Origin of the sequence: Desnuesiella massiliensis (assembly GCF_001403615.1) — a bacterium.
GTDB classification, from domain to species: Bacteria; Bacillota; Clostridia; order Clostridiales; family Clostridiaceae; genus Desnuesiella; species Desnuesiella massiliensis.
Window position 1 is genome coordinate 333,412 of record NZ_LN879455.1, and the last position, 17,579, is coordinate 350,990.

Annotated in this window: 16 protein-coding genes; 15 read left to right on the top strand and 1 reads right to left on the bottom strand. The window is 33.1% G+C overall.

Features of this window, described 5'->3' with window-relative positions; translation table 11 throughout:
* Window position 1 precedes the first annotated feature (1 nt).
* The 3 genes from BN2665_RS08290 (at window position 2) to BN2665_RS08300 (ending at window position 2,681) form a co-directional block, all read left to right on the top strand.
* Window positions 2-616 (top strand): hypothetical protein, encoded by a 615-nt coding sequence (locus BN2665_RS08290; protein WP_154674900.1) that lies wholly within the window; start codon window positions 2-4, stop codon window positions 614-616.
* Window positions 617-759: 143 nt separating this feature from the next.
* Window positions 760-2,088: a 6-phospho-alpha-glucosidase gene (locus BN2665_RS08295; protein WP_055666650.1), complete on the top strand. Its 1,329-nt coding sequence runs from the start codon at window positions 760-762 to the stop codon at window positions 2,086-2,088.
* 35 nt (window positions 2,089-2,123) lie between these two features.
* Window positions 2,124-2,681, top strand: a complete 558-nt coding sequence (locus BN2665_RS08300) for a DUF6198 family protein (protein WP_082435849.1) — start codon at window positions 2,124-2,126, stop codon at window positions 2,679-2,681.
* Between the two features lie 68 nt (window positions 2,682-2,749).
* Here the strand turns inward: BN2665_RS08300 and BN2665_RS08305 are convergent, their stop codons facing one another.
* A complete protein-coding gene (locus tag BN2665_RS08305; RefSeq protein WP_055666652.1) occupies window positions 2,750-4,369 on the bottom strand; it encodes a PucR family transcriptional regulator in 1,620 nt (539 codons plus the stop codon).
* A gap of 220 nt (window positions 4,370-4,589) precedes the next feature.
* Here BN2665_RS08305 and BN2665_RS08310 point away from each other — a divergent pair, with 220 nt between their 5' ends.
* The 12 genes from BN2665_RS08310 (at window position 4,590) to BN2665_RS08370 (ending at window position 17,324) form a co-directional block, all read left to right on the top strand.
* A complete protein-coding gene (locus tag BN2665_RS08310) occupies window positions 4,590-5,810 on the top strand; it encodes a dicarboxylate/amino acid:cation symporter (RefSeq protein WP_055666653.1) in 1,221 nt (406 codons plus the stop codon).
* 199 nt (window positions 5,811-6,009) lie between these two features.
* On the top strand, window positions 6,010-7,344 hold the full coding sequence (gene rlmD / locus BN2665_RS08315; RefSeq protein ID WP_242865924.1) for a 23S rRNA (uracil(1939)-C(5))-methyltransferase RlmD: 1,335 nt from the start codon (window positions 6,010-6,012) through the stop codon (window positions 7,342-7,344).
* Between the two features lie 331 nt (window positions 7,345-7,675).
* The gene (locus BN2665_RS08320; RefSeq protein WP_055666654.1) at window positions 7,676-8,518 is read left to right on the top strand and encodes an Hsp33 family molecular chaperone HslO; all 843 of its coding nucleotides are present in this window, start codon (window positions 7,676-7,678) and stop codon (window positions 8,516-8,518) included.
* A complete protein-coding gene (locus BN2665_RS08325; protein ID WP_074042254.1) occupies window positions 8,511-9,224 on the top strand; it encodes a MerR family transcriptional regulator in 714 nt (237 codons plus the stop codon). Before BN2665_RS08320 ends, BN2665_RS08325 begins: the two co-directional genes overlap by 8 nt.
* 340 nt (window positions 9,225-9,564) lie before the next feature.
* Window positions 9,565-9,843, top strand: coding sequence for an ArsR/SmtB family transcription factor (locus BN2665_RS08330; RefSeq protein WP_055667103.1), 279 nt, complete (start codon window positions 9,565-9,567; stop codon window positions 9,841-9,843).
* 105 nt (window positions 9,844-9,948) lie between these two features.
* Entirely contained in the window at window positions 9,949-10,332 is a 384-nt protein-coding gene (locus BN2665_RS08335; RefSeq protein ID WP_055666655.1) for a VOC family protein, read from the top strand.
* A 174-nt stretch (window positions 10,333-10,506) separates the two neighbouring features.
* The gene (locus BN2665_RS08340; protein ID WP_055666656.1) at window positions 10,507-11,205 is read left to right on the top strand and encodes a GNAT family N-acetyltransferase; all 699 of its coding nucleotides are present in this window, start codon (window positions 10,507-10,509) and stop codon (window positions 11,203-11,205) included.
* Window positions 11,206-11,450: 245 nt separating this feature from the next.
* Entirely contained in the window at window positions 11,451-11,780 is a 330-nt protein-coding gene (locus tag BN2665_RS08345) for a transposase (protein WP_055666657.1), read from the top strand.
* A gap of 53 nt (window positions 11,781-11,833) precedes the next feature.
* Window positions 11,834-12,604 carry a DDE-type integrase/transposase/recombinase gene (locus tag BN2665_RS08350; protein ID WP_082435850.1) on the top strand — a complete coding sequence of 257 codons (771 nt, stop codon included), beginning with the start codon at window positions 11,834-11,836 and terminating at the stop codon, window positions 12,602-12,604.
* Window positions 12,605-12,942: 338 nt separating this feature from the next.
* The gene (locus tag BN2665_RS08360; RefSeq protein WP_055666659.1) at window positions 12,943-13,881 is read left to right on the top strand and encodes an AraC family transcriptional regulator; all 939 of its coding nucleotides are present in this window, start codon (window positions 12,943-12,945) and stop codon (window positions 13,879-13,881) included.
* Between the two features lie 48 nt (window positions 13,882-13,929).
* Window positions 13,930-16,278 carry an excinuclease ABC subunit UvrA gene (locus BN2665_RS08365; protein ID WP_055666660.1) on the top strand — a complete coding sequence of 783 codons (2,349 nt, stop codon included), beginning with the start codon at window positions 13,930-13,932 and terminating at the stop codon, window positions 16,276-16,278.
* Complete coding sequence (locus BN2665_RS08370; RefSeq protein WP_055666661.1) at window positions 16,278-17,324, top strand: serine hydrolase domain-containing protein; 1,047 nt, start codon at window positions 16,278-16,280, stop codon at window positions 17,322-17,324. The genes BN2665_RS08365 and BN2665_RS08370 overlap by 1 nt, the downstream gene beginning before the upstream one ends.
* The last annotated feature ends 255 nt before the right edge of the window (window positions 17,325-17,579 follow it).

Sequence of the window (17,579 nt, forward strand, 5' to 3'; positions counted from 1 at the left end):
TATGAGTATGAATGTACCTTATAGCATGTTTGCAGAAACTAAAACTAGAAATGGACTTGCAGCAGATGAAGTGATCTCCTGCTTACAAAAGTCTATTCGTAGATCAATGGTAGAGGAAGCTTGTGGATATGCTTATGAATTATATATAAGTTCTCCTTTACTTCTAGAAAAGCTATGGAGAAGGTTACTGACTATTTCGGTGGAGGATGTAGGCTTTGGAAATCTTGATGCAGCAGTGCAAATAAATACTTTAAATGAAATGAGAAAGAATTTCCCATACAATGATGGTGACCAACCCATGTATTTCATTCATGCAATTAGAGTCTTATGTGAAAGTACTAAAGATCGTTCAAGCGACCTTTTGAAGAATATAATAATAAAAAGTTTTGCCATGGGAAAGAAACCAGAAATAATGGATGTGGGCTTAGATAAGCACACAAAGCGTGGAGCACAAATGGGAAGAGGTTCAAAGCATTTCCTAGAAGAAGGGGCAAAGGTTTGTCCAGAATTAGAGGTAACTAATAATTATAAGGAAAGATATAGAGAAATACTTAAGCAATATGATCCAGAAAATGTTGTAGAAAATGCATTTGTGTATTCTAAAGATCAATATTAATTATAATATAAATTAGTATAATCAGTTATATTAACAATGGGTACTTTAAGTTTAAGTCTATAATCTATAATATAGGTGAACTGCTCTAACATCTAAAGTGCATATGTATAATATAACCTACTTAATGAAAGTGAGGAGATATTATGAAAAAGTTCTCAGTAGTTATTGCAGGTGGCGGAAGTACATATACACCAGAAATAATATTAATGCTATTAGATAACCTAGATAGGTTACCCCTAAGAAAAATTAAATTATATGATAATGATGAGGAAAGACAAAACAAATTAGCAAAAGCTTGTGAAATCTTAATAAAGGAGAGAGCGAAAGAAATTGAATTTCTAGCTACCACTGATCCAGAGGAAGCCTATACAGATGTAGATTTCTGTTTGGCACATATTCGTGTTGGAAAGCTGCCTATGCGTGAATTAGATGAAAAAATTCCGCTAAAGTATGGAGTTGTTGGACAAGAAACCTGTGGACCAGGAGGAATTGCGTATGGTATGCGTTCAATAGCAGGAGTTCTTGAAAATATAGATTGCATGGAAAAATATTCTCCAAATTGTTGGATGTTAAACTATTCAAACCCAGCTTCAATTGTGGCAGAAGCTACAAGAAGATTACGTCCAAATTCAAGAATTATAAATATATGCGATATGCCAATCGGTATGGAACATAGCATTGCTAAAATTGCAGGAGTTCCATCACGTAAGCACATGGACATACGCTATTATGGCTTGAATCATTTTGGTTGGTATACATCGATTAAAGATAAAGAAGGCAATGAAATGCTTCCTAAAATTATAGAACATATAAAGGAATATGGATTTATAAATGGGGAAGAGGGAATGAAAACTGATAAAAAAGATAGTTGGTTTGAGACAAACCTATTTACTAAAAATATTATCAAAACTGACCCTACTACTATTCCAAGCAGTTATTTAAAATACTACCTGTTTTCAGATTATGTAGTAGATCATGAAGATAAAAATTATACCCGTGCCAATGAAGTTATGGATGGCAGAGAAAAGGAAGTATTTAGTGCATGTGCTGAAATTGAGAAGAATGGACATTCAAAAGGCTCCCCCTTAGAAGTAGGTATACATGCTGAATTCATAGTTGACTTAGCCACAGCATTAGCCTTTAATACTCATGAACGAATGCTTCTTATTGTTGAAAACAATGGTGCAATTGAGAATTTCCCAAAGGATGCCATGGTTGAAATACCATGTATTGTGGGCAAGGATGGATATGAACCATTATCCGTAGGAAAAATTCCTACCTTTCAAAAGGGATTAATGGAACAACAAATAGCTGTAGAGAAATTAGTAGTAGAAGCATGGATAGAGAAATCATATCAAAAGTTATGGCAAGCTCTTATATTATCAAAAACTGTGCCAAGTGCAACAGTTGCAAAAGAACTATTAGATGATTTAATTGAGGCAAACAAAGGCTATTGGCCTGAGCTAAATTAATGAGAATATTAGCTAAAAAACTATTTTGACTAACCATGGGGTCAGCAATTATGGGATTAGGCATCGCCACTTCCGTGAAAAGCGGTCAAGGTGCTGACCCTATGGCTTTTTTCTGGGAAGGTCTATGTAATATTCTTCCCATAACAATAGGCCAAGCTAATCTAATAGTTTGTGCCGTGCTTTTTGCCATTTCTCTATTTATAGATTATAAACAAATAAGTTTTGGAACATTGATTAGCCCCATTTTTATCAGCATATTCTCGGATATATTTATGAATATTGTAGGAAGCAGCGTACAATTACATTTTAAGATATTGCAATCAGTAATTGGAATATTGCTAATTGGTGTAGGAATAGGATTAACTACCTCTGCTAATCTTGGAAAAGGTGTTTATGAGGCTTTCGCTTTTGGAGTATCTGAAAGATTTAATATTAAGTTTGTAAAAATAAGAATGTGTAGTGATTTGCTATTTTTAATAGCAGGATATGTTATGGGAGCTTCAATAGGCATAGGACCATTGGTTGCTGTATGCTGTTTAGGAATAGTTATTCAAACTGTAAATAGATACATGAGTTTTAGGTTTAAATTTTAATTATAGATAAGCAAGAAAAAAGTAGTCTCATTGGAGGCTACTTTTTTGTATCAAAATATAAATATCCTTTATTTTGTGCCTTCAATTAGTTTAAATAACCTTGAGGTTACTTGAATTTGAAGTATTTCTTCAGGGTTTGTAAGGTCTGTGCTCAGCACCTCTTTTATCTTTTCTATTCTATATCTTACTGTCTTAGGATGAAGAAATAGCTTTTCAGAGGTTAGGGTATAGCTTTGATTAGAGTTTAAAAATACTTCTAGTGTTTCAAATAACTGAGGATAATCTGATCTAAATTTACTTATTCCAGGAGGAATAAATTTTTGAAGTTCTTCTAGACTATTTGATTCTAAGAATAACTTATATATTCCAAGATCGTCATAAGACAAGGTTTTATTAGAATTATGAAATAATCTCAGAATCTTTTGAGTGTCTAAAACTTCTTTATTTGCTTTGGGTATTTCATATTTCCTCACCTTAGAACTGATGCTTGCTAAGTAATAGAAGTCTTTAAAGGTATTCTTTTCAACTAAAGGGTTCATTAATTTTTCAATAGAAGCCATGGTAAATCCATTTTGATTATGGTCAAAATTAAGTATGAATACTATTCTATTTGATTTTTCAAGGAAAGCTATATGCTTGAAACTTAATTTAAATACATTTCTAATCTGCCTTAGAATAGGGAGCATAAAATTTTTATCAAGGCTTTTATCTTCATCATGCTGATATAGTTTTATGATGATAAGTTGATAAAAATTGTAATTATTAATATTAAGGGATTCTAACACTTCATCAATATCTTTTTTTGCGTAGAGTTTATCATTTATTAAGTCGCTGATAATTTCATTTTTTTGTTGAAATAGATTTTGAGATATCACATATTTTTTTAATAGTTCCATCTGCATAAATTTCACTGCATTTTCTATTATCATAAAGTCCTCTAAATTAATGGAATCTTGCAGTTCGTGGATGATTAAATTATAATCATCCAAGCCCAAAAAGGGGATTTCCACGATAATCTGATTTCCAACTATCTTTGGATTTGTATTATTATAGATTACTTTATTACGTTTATAGTTAAAGTTCATGTATTTTTCCCTTGATACTTCACTTTTATCTAGTATTGTTACATGACAAAGCTCAGGATTGGTACTGGTTTCAGTTCCAGTAACATAATTAATGAGACTTACATCACGAAGTATCATTTTTTTAAATTCATAGAGGATCTCATCTATTGAGGGCATTCTCAGTGCAAGACTGGTTAGCTCGTTATGGACTTCATAATATTTATTTAATAAATTTATATTTTTATCTATTATTGGTCCTAATATATCTAAAATTATGGATTCATATTTTACGTTCTTACCTATTTGAATTAGAGGAATTAAGTGATTGTCACAAAGTTCTACTAGTTTGCTGGGAATTTGATAAACTAATCTTTCTATTTTAATTACAATTGCACTAATTCCTATGTGATGAAGCTTTTCAAAAAACATATCTAATTCACTATCACTTAAATTTTGCAATGCAAAAAAACTAGTTAAGATTACATCTCCGCTTCTTCCCCAGTTTTCTATATCTATAGCTTCAAGTACATTCACACCTGTTACCTCATTGTATATTCCATTTTTTCCTGCAATTAATTTTGAATCATAAAGTGATTTAATTTTTAACAAGTCTTTGATATTCAAATTATCACTCCTTTATCCTTTAGGTATAAAAAATATTATAGAATATAGAACTTTGCGCAAATGAAAACGAATACAAATCATGATACATTTATATTATCACAACAAAGTGGCATTGCAAGGGTTATATACAGTGATTAAGAAAATAGTGTTGAAAGTTAAGTAGTGATTAAAGAAAAGATTTTAATGCTTTTTACTTAATTTTCATAAGGAGATGATGATTATGAAGTTAAAAAAAGTAAATATGACTGTTCAAATAATGATTGCTATGGTACTGGGAGTTGTAGTTGGGACTATATCAAAAGAAAAAATCGAGGGAATTAAACTGCTAGGGGATATTTTTCTAAGGTTGATTCAAATGTCTATTATACTCCTTGTAATGGGACAAATAATTGAGGCCATAGGAGGCCTTAATCCTAAGGAGTTAGGAAGGCAGGGAGTTAAAGTTATCATCATATTTCTTCTCACATCGTTTTTTGCAGCTGCCTTTGGAATAATAACTGGAATACTTTTAAAACCAGGGTTTGGTATAGATCTTAGTTCTTTAAGTAGTGGAGGGAAAATTAGCACAAGCTATCTTGGGTCAGCATCCGATACGGTACTTGGATTTTTCTCTATAAATGTAATAAAGTCAATGGCAGATGGAAATATAGTTCAAGTGATATTATTTGCTATTTTATTTGGGGTAGCGCTAAGCTATATAAGAATGGAAAATGAAAGCAATAAATTACTTGAAGTCATTATAGAATTTAATAAAATAATATTAAAAATGATTTCTATTATTATGAAGATTGCACCTATCGGTATATTTTCGCTAATAGCTTCCACCGTTGGAAAGGTTGGAGTAGGAGTGATACTACCACTTTCTAAGTATTTAGGAGTTTATGGACTTGCTACCTTCACATATCTTATAGTATTTTTTATAATAGTTTCGCTGTATTGCAAAGTTAATATAGTAAAGCTCATAAAGGGGATGACAGAAATGTCATTAATGGCTCTAGCCACCACTTCCTCTGCTGTGACTTTGCCTACGGAGATGAAAGACGCTAAAGAAAAACTAGGCATAAGCGAAAAGGTTACAAAGATTGTATTGCCCCTTGGAATGACTCTTAATAGTAATGGATCAGCTATGCATATGGCTTTTACAATTGTAACTATAGCACAAATTTATGGTGTTAATTATTCAGGAGCGCAGTATTTATACATTGCAGCCTTAGCAACCTTAGTTTCACTGGCTAATGCTGTAGTTCCAGGTGCAGGACTTGTATCCCTTGCTATAATCGTACCTCAAATGGGGCTTCCTATAGATGCCATTGCGGTTTTTGCAGGAGTAGAATGGTTCGTGGGAATGCTTAGAACAATTCTAAATGTAGACTCAGATACCCTTACAGCGTTAATTGTTGCAAAGGGCGAAGATGAAATAGATTATGGTGTGTATAAATAATATTGAGTATGGCAAAGGTGCTAATCATATATAAGGTTAGCACTTTTTCTTATTAACAATAAACTTTATGTTGTAACACAATTGTGCTAATATTATACTGAATTAATGCTTTGGGTCTAGCAAAGAGGTCTATAATATAAGTAAAGCAGAAATGCATAGTGTTTTAATTGAGTCTAATTATTTAAGAAAAGGTGAAGAGATGAAAAACGAACAAATAAAAGTAAAATGCGTTGGCATGGACGAAGAAGGAAAAGGAATTGTAAAAATAAAAGGAAAAGAGGTTCATGTGCCCTATTTGATTGATGGAGAGACTGCTGTGGTTGAAGTCACCGAAAAAAGAAATTTTATAAGTGCTAAGGTAGTTAGAATTCAGGAAAAGTCAAAAGATAGGGTTATACCGAAATGTAAATATTTTAATCAATGCGGAGGATGTCAACTTCAGCATTTATCCTATGAAGCACAGGGAAACTTCAAGCAAAATAGCATCTTAAAATTGATGAAGAAATATAAAAAGGTTAATGAAATCCTTACAATGAAGGATCCGTATTTTTATCGTAATAAGGTTCATGCTGCGGTAGCTTATGATAAAAAAGGTGACATTGTATCAGGAATTTATGAGGAAAACACGCATCATGTCACCGCTGTTAAGGAGTGTATTATTCAACATAAACCTGCAGATGAAATTACTGAATCTATTCGTGAACTTATGAAGTCTTTTAAGCTAAAGCCCTATAATGAAGATACAGGACAGGGCTTTCTTCGTCATGTACTAGTAAAAACAGGATTTGTCAGCAAGCAGGTTATGGTGGTGCTTGTAGTTTCATCCCAAGTGTTTCCTGGAAAAAATAATTTTGTTAATGAATTGCTAAAGAAGCATCCTGAAATCACTACTGTTGTTATGAATGTGAATAACCGCAAAACTAGTGTTGTGCTTGGAGAGACAGAAAAGGTGCTATTTGGAAAGGGATACATCGAAGATACCTTATGTGGTTGTATATTTCAAATTTCACCTAAATCCTTTTATCAAATAAACCCTATACAAACTGAAGTTTTGTACAATAAAGCCATTGATATGGCAAAGCTAACTAGCAATGAAATAGTCCTAGATGCCTATTGTGGTATCGGAACAATTTCGCTTATTGTAAGTCATAAAGCAAAAAATGTTATTGGCGTGGAGCTAAATAAAGATGCAGTAAAAGATGCAATAAAAAATGCTAAACGAAATAAAATAAACAATGTTCACTTTTATAATGAGGACGCTGGTAAGTTTATGGTTGAGCTAGCAAAGAAAAAGCAAAGCATAGATACTGTGTTTATGGATCCTCCAAGAAGCGGCAGCGATGAAAAGTTTTTGTCTTCTCTAGTTCATTTGGAGCCCAAGAAAATAATATATATATCTTGCAATCCTATCACTCAGGAACGTGACCTCAGATATTTAACGAAACATGGCTATTCTGTAGAGGAAATTCAACCTGTGGATATGTTTCCACAAACCTATCATGTGGAGACAGTATGTTTGATGTCAAGGGTGTAAGCCTTGATTTTACTGGGTTTCTGAGATTACATCTAAATTATCTACTCGACCTAAAGTGTAAAATTGGGTATGTGGGAACATATCGAAGGGTAGAAAAAGAACCGGTAAATTCAGTAGGGTTGTGTGGATAGATTAGATAACATACGTAGAGTTGTGGAGATAGGATAGATGAGATGTAAAATATTTATCTCTTCCGTCAATCAGGAGATACTTTTTCTTGGTTGGCGGTTTTTTAAATTATATAAGAACTTTATTCAAAAAAACGTTCAAAAAAAGTACTTGAACCTCACGTTACGTTATGTTATATAATGCGTGCATGGAGGTAATGATTATGAAGAAGAATTTAGTAAAACTATTAACAAAAGATAAGGAAATCAGACTTTTTATTATTGATGCAACAAATATTCTGGAGCGCAGCAATTTAAAAAATATGAAAACAGATTTTGCAAGACAGCTTTATACGAACATATTTATCGATTGTTGTCTATTACGTGGCTTTTTAACCGAAGTCGATCAGCGTATAAGTGTAAGTGTTCGGTTTAAACCAGCTGGGCATACGGCTCACTGCGATGTAGATGGTAGCGGCAATGTTAATTGTACTTTCTCTTCCCAGTTAGCAGCTTTTAATGGCGATTTTGCTGATTTAGTCGGGGATGGGGCATCTCTTTCTATTTCAAGAGCTAGTTGGATGTCAGGAATATTTACCGGAACGGTAGAATTAAAGTCTGCTTCTATAAATTCGTGCTTTTCCTATTTCTATTCTAAGAGCGAGCAGACAAAAACAATTTTTCGAACATGGATTGAAAATGGGATTGCAAGAGGTTGCTTGATACAACCACTACCTTTCTATAATATTAATCATCTACATTTTGTGATGGATAGTATTTACAGTGCAGAGAAATATATGATCACAGAGCAATGGGCAGAACTGACTATTAGGGTTTTTCCATATGCAACGGTAGTAGATGAATATATCGTGCAAAGTGAATGCAATTGTTCAAAAGAAATGTTTTTTGGGATCCTAATGTCGGTTGAAACCGATGAATTAAAAAATTCAATTGAAGTTGGGAAAAATGAAGAACTGGAATGTGGTATATGTGGTAAGAGGTATATATTTAGTACTAATGATTTAGAGGCTATTGTTAAAATAAAGGAAAGTGAACAAGATGGATAGATTTCTTAAGATTGGGGAATTAGCGAGTATGGCAGGTATAACTGTCAGAACATTGCATTATTATGATGAAGTCGGTTTATTAAAACCATCTAAGATTACTGAAACAGGGCATAGATTATATGACATGCAGAGTATTACAACATTATACCAAATAATGTCTTTAAAAGACATGGGATTTAACCTTGATGAAATAAAGAGTCTAATTCATGATAGATATATTGATATTCCAAAATTTATTGAAGTCCAAATTTCAAAAGTTCAAGAGGAAATTGCCCAGAAACAGCTATTTTTTAGTAGGTTGCTAAAATTAAAGCAGGAGATTAAAGGTAATAAGAATATCTCAATAGATGACTTTAAAGCAATCGTCCCATTTATTAATTCCTCAGCAGACAAATATATAACTAAAGAACAGTTAGATAAAATAAGAAATAATTTAGAAAGATATAAAGCAGAATCAGAAGGAGCAACAGAGTGGCTAGAGTTCATTTCAAAACTTAATTATTGTTGTAAGAACAAATTGCCTAATACAGATTTAAATGCCATTGAATGTATAAATTATTGGAGAAAACTTTTGAACAAATCAATAGGGGAAGATGAAAAACTTAAGAATTCCATATTTTCATTTCATGCTTCTTTAGAGAATTCTCAGCTTAGATATGGTCTTACGGATGACCTATACAAATATCTAATGGAGTTAATGAAATAAATAAAAGCTTAGGTCGACATGTTCCCGTCTACCGATAGTGCAAAAATCGAGGCAAAAAAGTGCATTTTTGGCTCGTTTTTTAGGGGGGTTTATAGGTGACAAAGGGGTGTTGGAGGGGTGAAGCCTCCAACACAGAAATTTAAGGTAGGAAATTCCAAAGGCGTCAGGATAGCAAATCTTGATGCCTTTGTTATTGGCTCTGCTAAATGTTTTTGTTGATACACAGCCATCTGTAATATAACTTTAGACTGTCAAGGGTGCATTTTATGGTTTTATTTTCATGCAACCTTTTTGTTGCTTATCCTTGACAGGCAACCGTATGGTTGCTTATAATAGATATATGGATACGAACAAAGACTCTATATTCAAAGCACTTGCCGACTCGACTCGGCGGCTTATATTAGACGAACTATCCGAACACAACGAGCTGACGTTGTATGAACTTACGGCACGTTTAATTATGAAGCACAACCTTAACATTTCGCGTCAGGCTATAGCTAAACATCTTTCTGTATTGGATGATGCAGGGCTCGTAAAATCAAAACGGAAGGGGAAATATCGGGTACTTTTTTTCAACAATGAGCCACTTAAAAATTTACTGGAAGGATGGGTAGAATAATTTTTAAATTCGAATAAAAACCTCTGATGAAGGTTAGGGTTGTAATTCTTAAAGCCATATTATCAGCACAGCACAAATCATAAATATCTATGGAGGTAAAGAAGCATGAAAATCATTGTTACAAGTATATTTGTACAAGACCAGGACAAGGCACTGGAGTTTTATTCAGAAAAGCTTGGGTTTATAAAAAAGGAGGACGTTCCTGCCGGAAAGTATAGGTGGATAACGCTTGTTACTCCCGAGGGTCAGGATGGTACCGAGCTTTTACTTGAACCGAATGATCATCCTGCCGCAAAAGAGTATCAAAAGAAGATATTTGCCGATGGCATCCCAGCAACAATGTTTGGCGTGGCAGATATCCGCGAAGAGTACAAACGATTAATAGAAAAAGGCGTGAAGTTTACGATGGAACCGACCGAAATGGGCAACGTCACAATAGCTGTCTTCGATGATACATGCGGCAACCTTATTCAGATAGTGCAGAAGTAAAACTGCACTTTTCTTGACAAATCCAAATTGATTTTGGGGCTTATGAACAACCTTTTTAAGAAATATATTTAAGAAGTATTTTATTTATAATCGTTCTTTCCCTTGAAATATAAATTTAGGAATGATACCATATTCTGAGAAATTGAAAATTTTATAGTAGGGGGTAAGACATATATGCTAAATAGTACGGAACTTATGCGGATGCACATAGAATCATTATTCACGTTGAATGATGATTTGAGACTTTTAAATATTAATGAACCGTGGGATACCACAAAGCCTGCACCAAGATTTGTTATGGGGCGAACTATTAAGGGTGAAACTATATATTATTTTCGACACGATGTTTCTGAGAATATTATTTCTAAAGTAAGTGAATTGTGTTTGAAGGAACCCATCGCTCAGAATGCAAATGAGAGACCCAAGTATTTTGAACAATATCTTGAATGTTTTCAAAGCAGAAGTTACACCGAAGAGATATGCTTTTACGTTCCTGACAGCGGAGAAAAAATACGGGATTGTATCCTTCTCGATTCCAAAAACGTAAGTACATTCACTTCTGATGGATTTGAATGGCTAAAGGAAGAGTTTCTTTTTTCACTGCCCTGTGCAGCGTTCGTTCATGCAGGACAGGCTGTGTCAATTTGCCGAAGTGTTCGCATCAGTCATAAAGCACATGAAGCAGGAATTGAAACCATGGAAGCGTTCTGGGGGAATGGTTATGCCTATGATGTCCTTTTTAAGTGGGCGCAAGAAGTCAGGCAATTAGGCTGCGAACCTCTGTATAGCACTTTAAGTGATAATTTTAGATCATTAAGGATAGCACAAAAAGCAAATTTATTTTGTTTTGGAGTTGGTTTCAAAATCGAATAAAATACCAGTTAAGTTATTGTATCCTAGAAAGAGCTTTAGCAGTAAAGTTAATTTGTCGGGTGCATGCTGGTTTAGTTGACTAATAATCATGTATTTATTATAGTATTATAATGACGTATAAGTAATATATTGAAAAGTATCAGATAAACAGGAATTTGTCATCAAGATAACTCATAAGCCTCTAAATTGATTTGGACAATTGCCTATACATTTATTATAATGTAGAAAGTGATTGGAGGTAAGCTATGAAAGGAAGAAGTTATACAAAAGAATTGAAAGAAGAAATATTAAGAGAAGTTAAAGAAGAGGGAAATGTATCACTAGTCTCAAGAAGACATGGAATATCAAAGTCAACCATATTTACGTGGATTAAAAACTCCGTAAATAAGGATGAGATTAAAGTTAAGCCAGGAAGAAAAGCTTTAGTTGAGGGAGATAGGGAACTTAAAGATGAATTGACAGAAGTAACTAAGGAGAATGATCAGTTAAAGAAACTTCCAGGAGAGAAAGACTTAGAGATAGCAATACTTAGAGACTTAATAAAAAAATCACCCCCTCAATTAAAGATAAAGTAGAGATAGCTAAGAAATATATAGATCAAGGATATAACGCAGTTTTTGTACTAAATATGGTGAAGCTTGGAAGGTCAACATATTACTATAACTTGAGTGTAGCAGGAAAAGAAAAGACAAAGCCTAAAGGTGGTAAGCCTCGTGGATACAGCCTAAACAAAGAAAATAAAAAGGTCTGTGATGAGCAGATTAAAGAGTTTATTATGGAGTCAATTGATGGAGATGCCAGTAATTATGAATATAGAAAAATAACATACCATCTAAGGAAACAATATAGCCTTATAATCAACCATAAGAAGGTTTATAGGCTGTGTAAAGTGCTTGGCATACTTAAAGACCAAAGAGTTATTAAGCCTAAGGTAAAGAAGACTATCGCAGTAAACAGGACTATAACAGGCTCTAATCAGCTTTGGGAAATGGATATAAAATATGGTTATGTTCATGGTGAGGATAAATTTTTCTATTTGCTAAATCTAATTGATATTTTTGATAGAAGTATTATTGATAACCACATGGGTTTACACTGCGAAGCTAAGGATGCGGCAGCATTACTGAGAAAATGCTTAATTCGTAGAAACTTATTTGCAGAAGGAGCCAAAAAGCCTATGATAAGAACGGATAATGGACCGCAGTTTGTAAGCCATAAATTCAGCCAGTGCTGCGAAGAAATAGGAATAGAACATGAAAGAATACCTGTTAGAACACCAAACAAAATGGAGTTTTATAACAATAGCAGGATTCATTCAAGTCTAAGGTTTATGTCACCGAATGAATTTTATAACCTTTATTTTGGAGAAGACCTAACAAATATTAAAATAAAGGTCTAATTCTAAGAAAATTAAAGAATTTATTAGGTTTTGTCCAAAACGAAGGGGCTAATCCGCCAGTTGATAATATCCATTTGATGAAGTATAATTTTTATGTTGATAATTTGGTTTTAGCATACTATAATTATACAACATTTGCGGGGCTTTCGAGCCCCGCATTTTCTATATCTGAAATAAAAACAGGAGCTGCTACACAGCTAACTATTTATTTAGTTGTGAAACAGCCCCATATTTTTATTGACTTTAAAGATATTTAAAACCAGCGTTGAGGTATTAAAATAGATAAAGTATAATGGCTACATATTGTTACTTTAAAGATATGTAAAGGAGAAAATATCATGGAACATTATGCAAGTAAAAATGAATATATACGTCGTATCAATAAGGTACAAGATTATATAGAAAGAAATACTTCACAATCATTTACACTTGAAGAACTCTCAAATATAGCAGGATTTTCTAAATATCATTTTCACCGTATTTTTAAAGCAATAACCCATGAATCTTTATTACAATATGTAAATCGTTTTAAACTTGAAAATTCGGCTCGCCTTTTAAGCCACCGTTTAGATATGAGTATTACAGATATTGCTTATCATATGGGTTTTACAGATTCAGCAGTTTTTTCGAGAAGTTTTAAACATCTGTTTAAAGTGAGTCCTAACGACTATAGAAAAAATTATCGCAAGAATTGCAAAGAACAATATAATATTTCTAGGTACAATTTAGGTGTATCGGATATGGAAAAGAAAGAATTTAAACAAAATATAGAAGGCAATGTGGAAATTGTTGAAATGGATAAAATGAAGGTGGCTTATCTTCGATTTACTGGCGCTTATAATAAATTGGCTGTTGAGTTTCCTAAACTTTTAGAAAGATTATTTAAGAGTGCTCATGAACAGAATCTTATTGAAGCAAATAAGACAAAGGTCTTGTCAATCTATCATGATCATCCAGAGTTTACTAGCCAAGATTATTCAAAGACAAGTCTGTGTATTACGATTCCAAATGATGCAAAGGTAGATGAAAATAGTGATCTTTGTCTCATGGAAATACCAGCGGGTAAATATATTGTTGGTCATTTTTATATTCAGCAACATCTTTATAGTGCCATTTGGGATTATATTTATGAAGAATGGTTAACGAATAGTGGCTATGTTCCAAGTGATAGTTTTCCATTTGAAATGTATATGAATGATTATCGAACTGATGTAAATAATATGCATTTAGTCGATATATACTTACCAGTTCAACCATTATCATTTAATTCTAAGTAATGCTTCCATGTCTGATTTGATACTTAATTAGTACAATGAGGTGGTTAAATGAAAGAAATAAGGATAAAGGGTGCGCGTATTCATAATTTAAAAAATATCGATATTAGCTTACCTAAAAACAAGTTTATTGTTGCAACAGGTGTAAGCGGATCGGGTAAATCAAGTTTAGTGTTTGATATTATATTTGAAGAAGGACGTAAACAATATCTACAATCATTAGGTATGCTTTCTACAATTGATGACACTTATAAGTTTGACTATATTGAAGGGATAGGACCTACGATTGCAGTTCATCAAAACACCATTCGTCAAAGTAATCCTCGTTCCACAGTCGGAACACGGACAGGTATTCTCCATATGCTTACATTACTCTATTCAGGTGAGGGGCAGGCACATGGTGAGGGGATTAATGGAGATGAACACCTTGATACAAGTTTCTTTTCTTATAATTCAGCAAGTGGTATGTGTGTGCGATGTTCAGGTCGAGGAGCTTACTTTGAAATTGATATGGAAAAGTTAGTAATGGATAATCAAATTACTTTAGAAGCTGTTTTTATAAAATCAAAAGTTACACCTGGCTATATGAATGTTTTAAAGAGGCGCTTTAAAGATTATTTTTATATGCCATTTACATCATTACCTGAAGATGTGAAAAATGAAGCGGTTTATGGTCGTTATGAAAATGGAAAAAGTAGCTACTCACTGACAAAAGCATTTGAAAGTCGCTATCGTAAAGGAGAAGCTTTAAATGATATTTATGCGATGCAGACATGTTGTGAATGTCATGGTTATCGCATTGGACAAGAGGGTAGAAGTGTTTATATTAATGGTAAGCATATTGGTGAGTTGTGTTTAATGCCTATTTCAGATATGCATTCATTTCTTAAAGAGACGATCGAAGTTGAAAAATATACGCAATTTGGGAAAAATTTAGCTCAAGATATTCTCATTAAATTAGAACACTTAATAAAAGCAAAATTAGGTTATTTAACACTATATAGAGAAATGGCTTCGTTAAGTGGTGGTGAGTTACAAAGGCTATTTTTAAATGCCCATCTTGATACCAAAATGGATTCATTAATCTATGTTTTAGATGAACCAACTGCTGGTTTACATGCATCTGAAAAAGAAGATATTATCGCATCTATTCAACAATTAAAAGAGATTGGCAACACTGTGATTGTTGTTGAACATGATAAAAGTACCATACAAAAAGCAGAACATATTATTGATATTGGACCAATGGCAGGACATCTTGGTGGTCAAATTGTTTACCAAGGTCACCTTGATGGTTTAATAAAATCTGATGAATCTATAACGGGTAATTATTTATCAGGTAAGAAAAATATGCCTACAAGAAGACACAACGTAAATATAGAAGAGATGCCTTCACTTGTTATTCAACATGCTAAAACCAATAATCTCAAAGATATTACGGTAACACTCCCACTTCATGCAATCGTTGGTATTGCAGGAAAGTCGGGTAGCGGAAAGAGTTCTTTAATATCAGATACATTGTTACCATTGTTACGAACTCATTTTAAGTATTCATATAAGAAAGATTTAATAGATGATTATAGTGAAGAAACAGTCATAAAAACCGTTGCAGATGGATTAGAAGGTGTTGAATTCATTTCTGGATATGCAGAAATATCTCAAGTGCCTATTGGACGCAACAATAATTCAAATCCGGCTTCTTATATTGGTATCTGGGATAAGATAAGAACTTTATATGCTAATCAACCAGAAGCCATTAATAAAGGTTTTGTAGATGGTCATTTCTCATTTAATTCTAAAGGTGCATGTAGTGAATGTGGTGGAAGTGGGTATGAAAAAATATGGCTAGGGAGACATCTTAGTATTAATAAAACATGTACAAAGTGCCATGGTAGAAGATTTAATCAGGATGCATTATCGATTAAGTATAAGGAAAGAACAATATTTGATGTATTAGAAATGAGTATAGACCAAGCAATTGAGTTTTTTGATAATCAACCAAGTATTTTAAACACTTTAAAAATCTTACAACAAATCGGAATGGGTTATATAAAATTAGGTCAACCAACACCTACATTAAGCGGTGGTGAATCCCAAAGAATTAAACTAGCAAAAGAGATTGGTAAGAAAAGAAAAGGAAATATTCTTTATATCTTAGATGAACCAACAACAGGATTAAGTCAACATGATATTGCAAAACTGATTGAATTGTTAGATCAACTTGTTGAAAAAGGGAACTCAATCATTGTCATTGAGCATGATATAGATGTTTTAAAAGTTTGTGATTACCTTATTGAACTTGGGCCAGTTGGAGGCACTCAAGGTGGTTATGTGATTGCTAAAGGAACGCCAGAAATAATTAAAAATAATACTAACTCTATTACTGGGAGGTATTTATAATGAAAGATTATCGTCATCAACTTTTAACATTTAATACTGTAGATCCTATTGAAGTTGGAATGGAAAAAGATAAGTTATTAGAGATGGATAAAATAATTCCTTCCCTCTATAAAAATCTTAATGGCATGATTGTTGTCCGTTTTGGTAAAGTAGTGTTTGAGAAGTACTATAATGGGTATGGAGCTGAGGATACCTTTCATGTTGCTTCAGTAACTAAAAGTTTTATTTCCGCTCTTATTGGTATTGCAATGGATAAGGGATTTATAAAGAGTCTCGATCAAAAAGTATTAGAATTTTTTCCTGAGTACATTTGTCATCCTTCAGAAATACAAAAAAAGGCGATAACCTTACGTCATTTACTAACAATGAGGGCCCCATATATCTTTAAAACGCTTCAAGAACCGTTGGAAAAGCTTACGAGACAAAAAGATTGGATTAAGTTTTCGCTTGATATGTTAGGTAAAAATGGAAATATAGGCGCATTTAAGTATTCAAATTGTGGCGTCAATATTCTTTCGGCTATTTTGACACGTACTACTGGTAAAAGCGCTAGAGAATTTGCCAACGAATGTCTATTTAAACCAATCGGAATAAAAGAAATAGAGGATAATCCCAATCAAACTTTTGATTATGAGGGGATATTTGGAAACCAATTAAAGGGATGGGCAAAAGATCCTAGTGGAAACTCTACTGGTGGGTGGGGACTTACACTTACTACCAGAGATATGGCGAGGTTTGGCTCGCTCTATATTAATGATGGTTTCATCAATAATCAACAAGTTGTTTCTAAAGATTGGATTCATCAATCTATAGTAGGAATACCTTTAGAAAAAGAGATACCTGTAGTGTTTAATCATTATGGTCATTTATGGTGTATATATAAGAAAGATAATCTTTTTGCCTATATGGCTATGGGGGATGGCGGTAATATGATTTGTTGTATACCTGAAAAAGAAATTGTCGTTGCTATTAGCTCTAAAACAATGCGTAAACCTCGTGAACGATGGGAACTGATTGAAAATTATATACTCCCATCTATTATTTGAATATTAAGGTATATTAAAGTAACTTTGCTTGTATCTGGTAGTGAATATAAGCCAATTTTAGACACACAAAAGGAGGCGTATACAAGTTTTGTAAGATTTGACAAAGTTAAAATTTTCGAAATTGAAAATGCTATTTATTAGTGTGTGATGAATATCGAAATATGTTGGAAGACGATGCTGATGAGTGTGCTTTCTAATCTGGCTTTTAACCAAGTATGTGAGTACCTTAAAGGCAAGCGTACAACCTTCAATTTT

What these genes read in the sequence shown, in the direction of transcription:
- BN2665_RS08300 (WP_082435849.1), top strand. Translation starts at nt 2,124, where the DNA reads ATGGGGTCAGCAATTATGGGATTAGGCATCGCCACTTCCGTGAAAAGC.
- BN2665_RS08340 (WP_055666656.1), top strand. Translation starts at nt 10,507, where the DNA reads ATGCTAAATAGTACGGAACTTATGCGGATGCACATAGAATCATTATTC.
- BN2665_RS08335 (WP_055666655.1), top strand. Translation starts at nt 9,949, where the DNA reads ATGAAAATCATTGTTACAAGTATATTTGTACAAGACCAGGACAAGGCA.
- rlmD (WP_242865924.1), top strand. Translation starts at nt 6,010, where the DNA reads ATGAAAAACGAACAAATAAAAGTAAAATGCGTTGGCATGGACGAAGAA.
- BN2665_RS08320 (WP_055666654.1), top strand. Translation starts at nt 7,676, where the DNA reads ATGAAGAAGAATTTAGTAAAACTATTAACAAAAGATAAGGAAATCAGA.
- BN2665_RS08295 (WP_055666650.1), top strand. Translation starts at nt 760, where the DNA reads ATGAAAAAGTTCTCAGTAGTTATTGCAGGTGGCGGAAGTACATATACA.
- BN2665_RS08365 (WP_055666660.1), top strand. Translation starts at nt 13,930, where the DNA reads ATGAAAGAAATAAGGATAAAGGGTGCGCGTATTCATAATTTAAAAAAT.
- BN2665_RS08310 (WP_055666653.1), top strand. Translation starts at nt 4,590, where the DNA reads ATGAAGTTAAAAAAAGTAAATATGACTGTTCAAATAATGATTGCTATG.
- BN2665_RS08325 (WP_074042254.1), top strand. Translation starts at nt 8,511, where the DNA reads ATGGATAGATTTCTTAAGATTGGGGAATTAGCGAGTATGGCAGGTATA.
- BN2665_RS08330 (WP_055667103.1), top strand. Translation starts at nt 9,565, where the DNA reads ATGGATACGAACAAAGACTCTATATTCAAAGCACTTGCCGACTCGACT.
- BN2665_RS08345 (WP_055666657.1), top strand. Translation starts at nt 11,451, where the DNA reads ATGAAAGGAAGAAGTTATACAAAAGAATTGAAAGAAGAAATATTAAGA.
- BN2665_RS08370 (WP_055666661.1), top strand. Translation starts at nt 16,278, where the DNA reads ATGAAAGATTATCGTCATCAACTTTTAACATTTAATACTGTAGATCCT.
- BN2665_RS08350 (WP_082435850.1), top strand. Translation starts at nt 11,834, where the DNA reads ATGGTGAAGCTTGGAAGGTCAACATATTACTATAACTTGAGTGTAGCA.
- BN2665_RS08290 (WP_154674900.1), top strand. Translation starts at nt 2, where the DNA reads ATGAGTATGAATGTACCTTATAGCATGTTTGCAGAAACTAAAACTAGA.
- BN2665_RS08360 (WP_055666659.1), top strand. Translation starts at nt 12,943, where the DNA reads ATGGAACATTATGCAAGTAAAAATGAATATATACGTCGTATCAATAAG.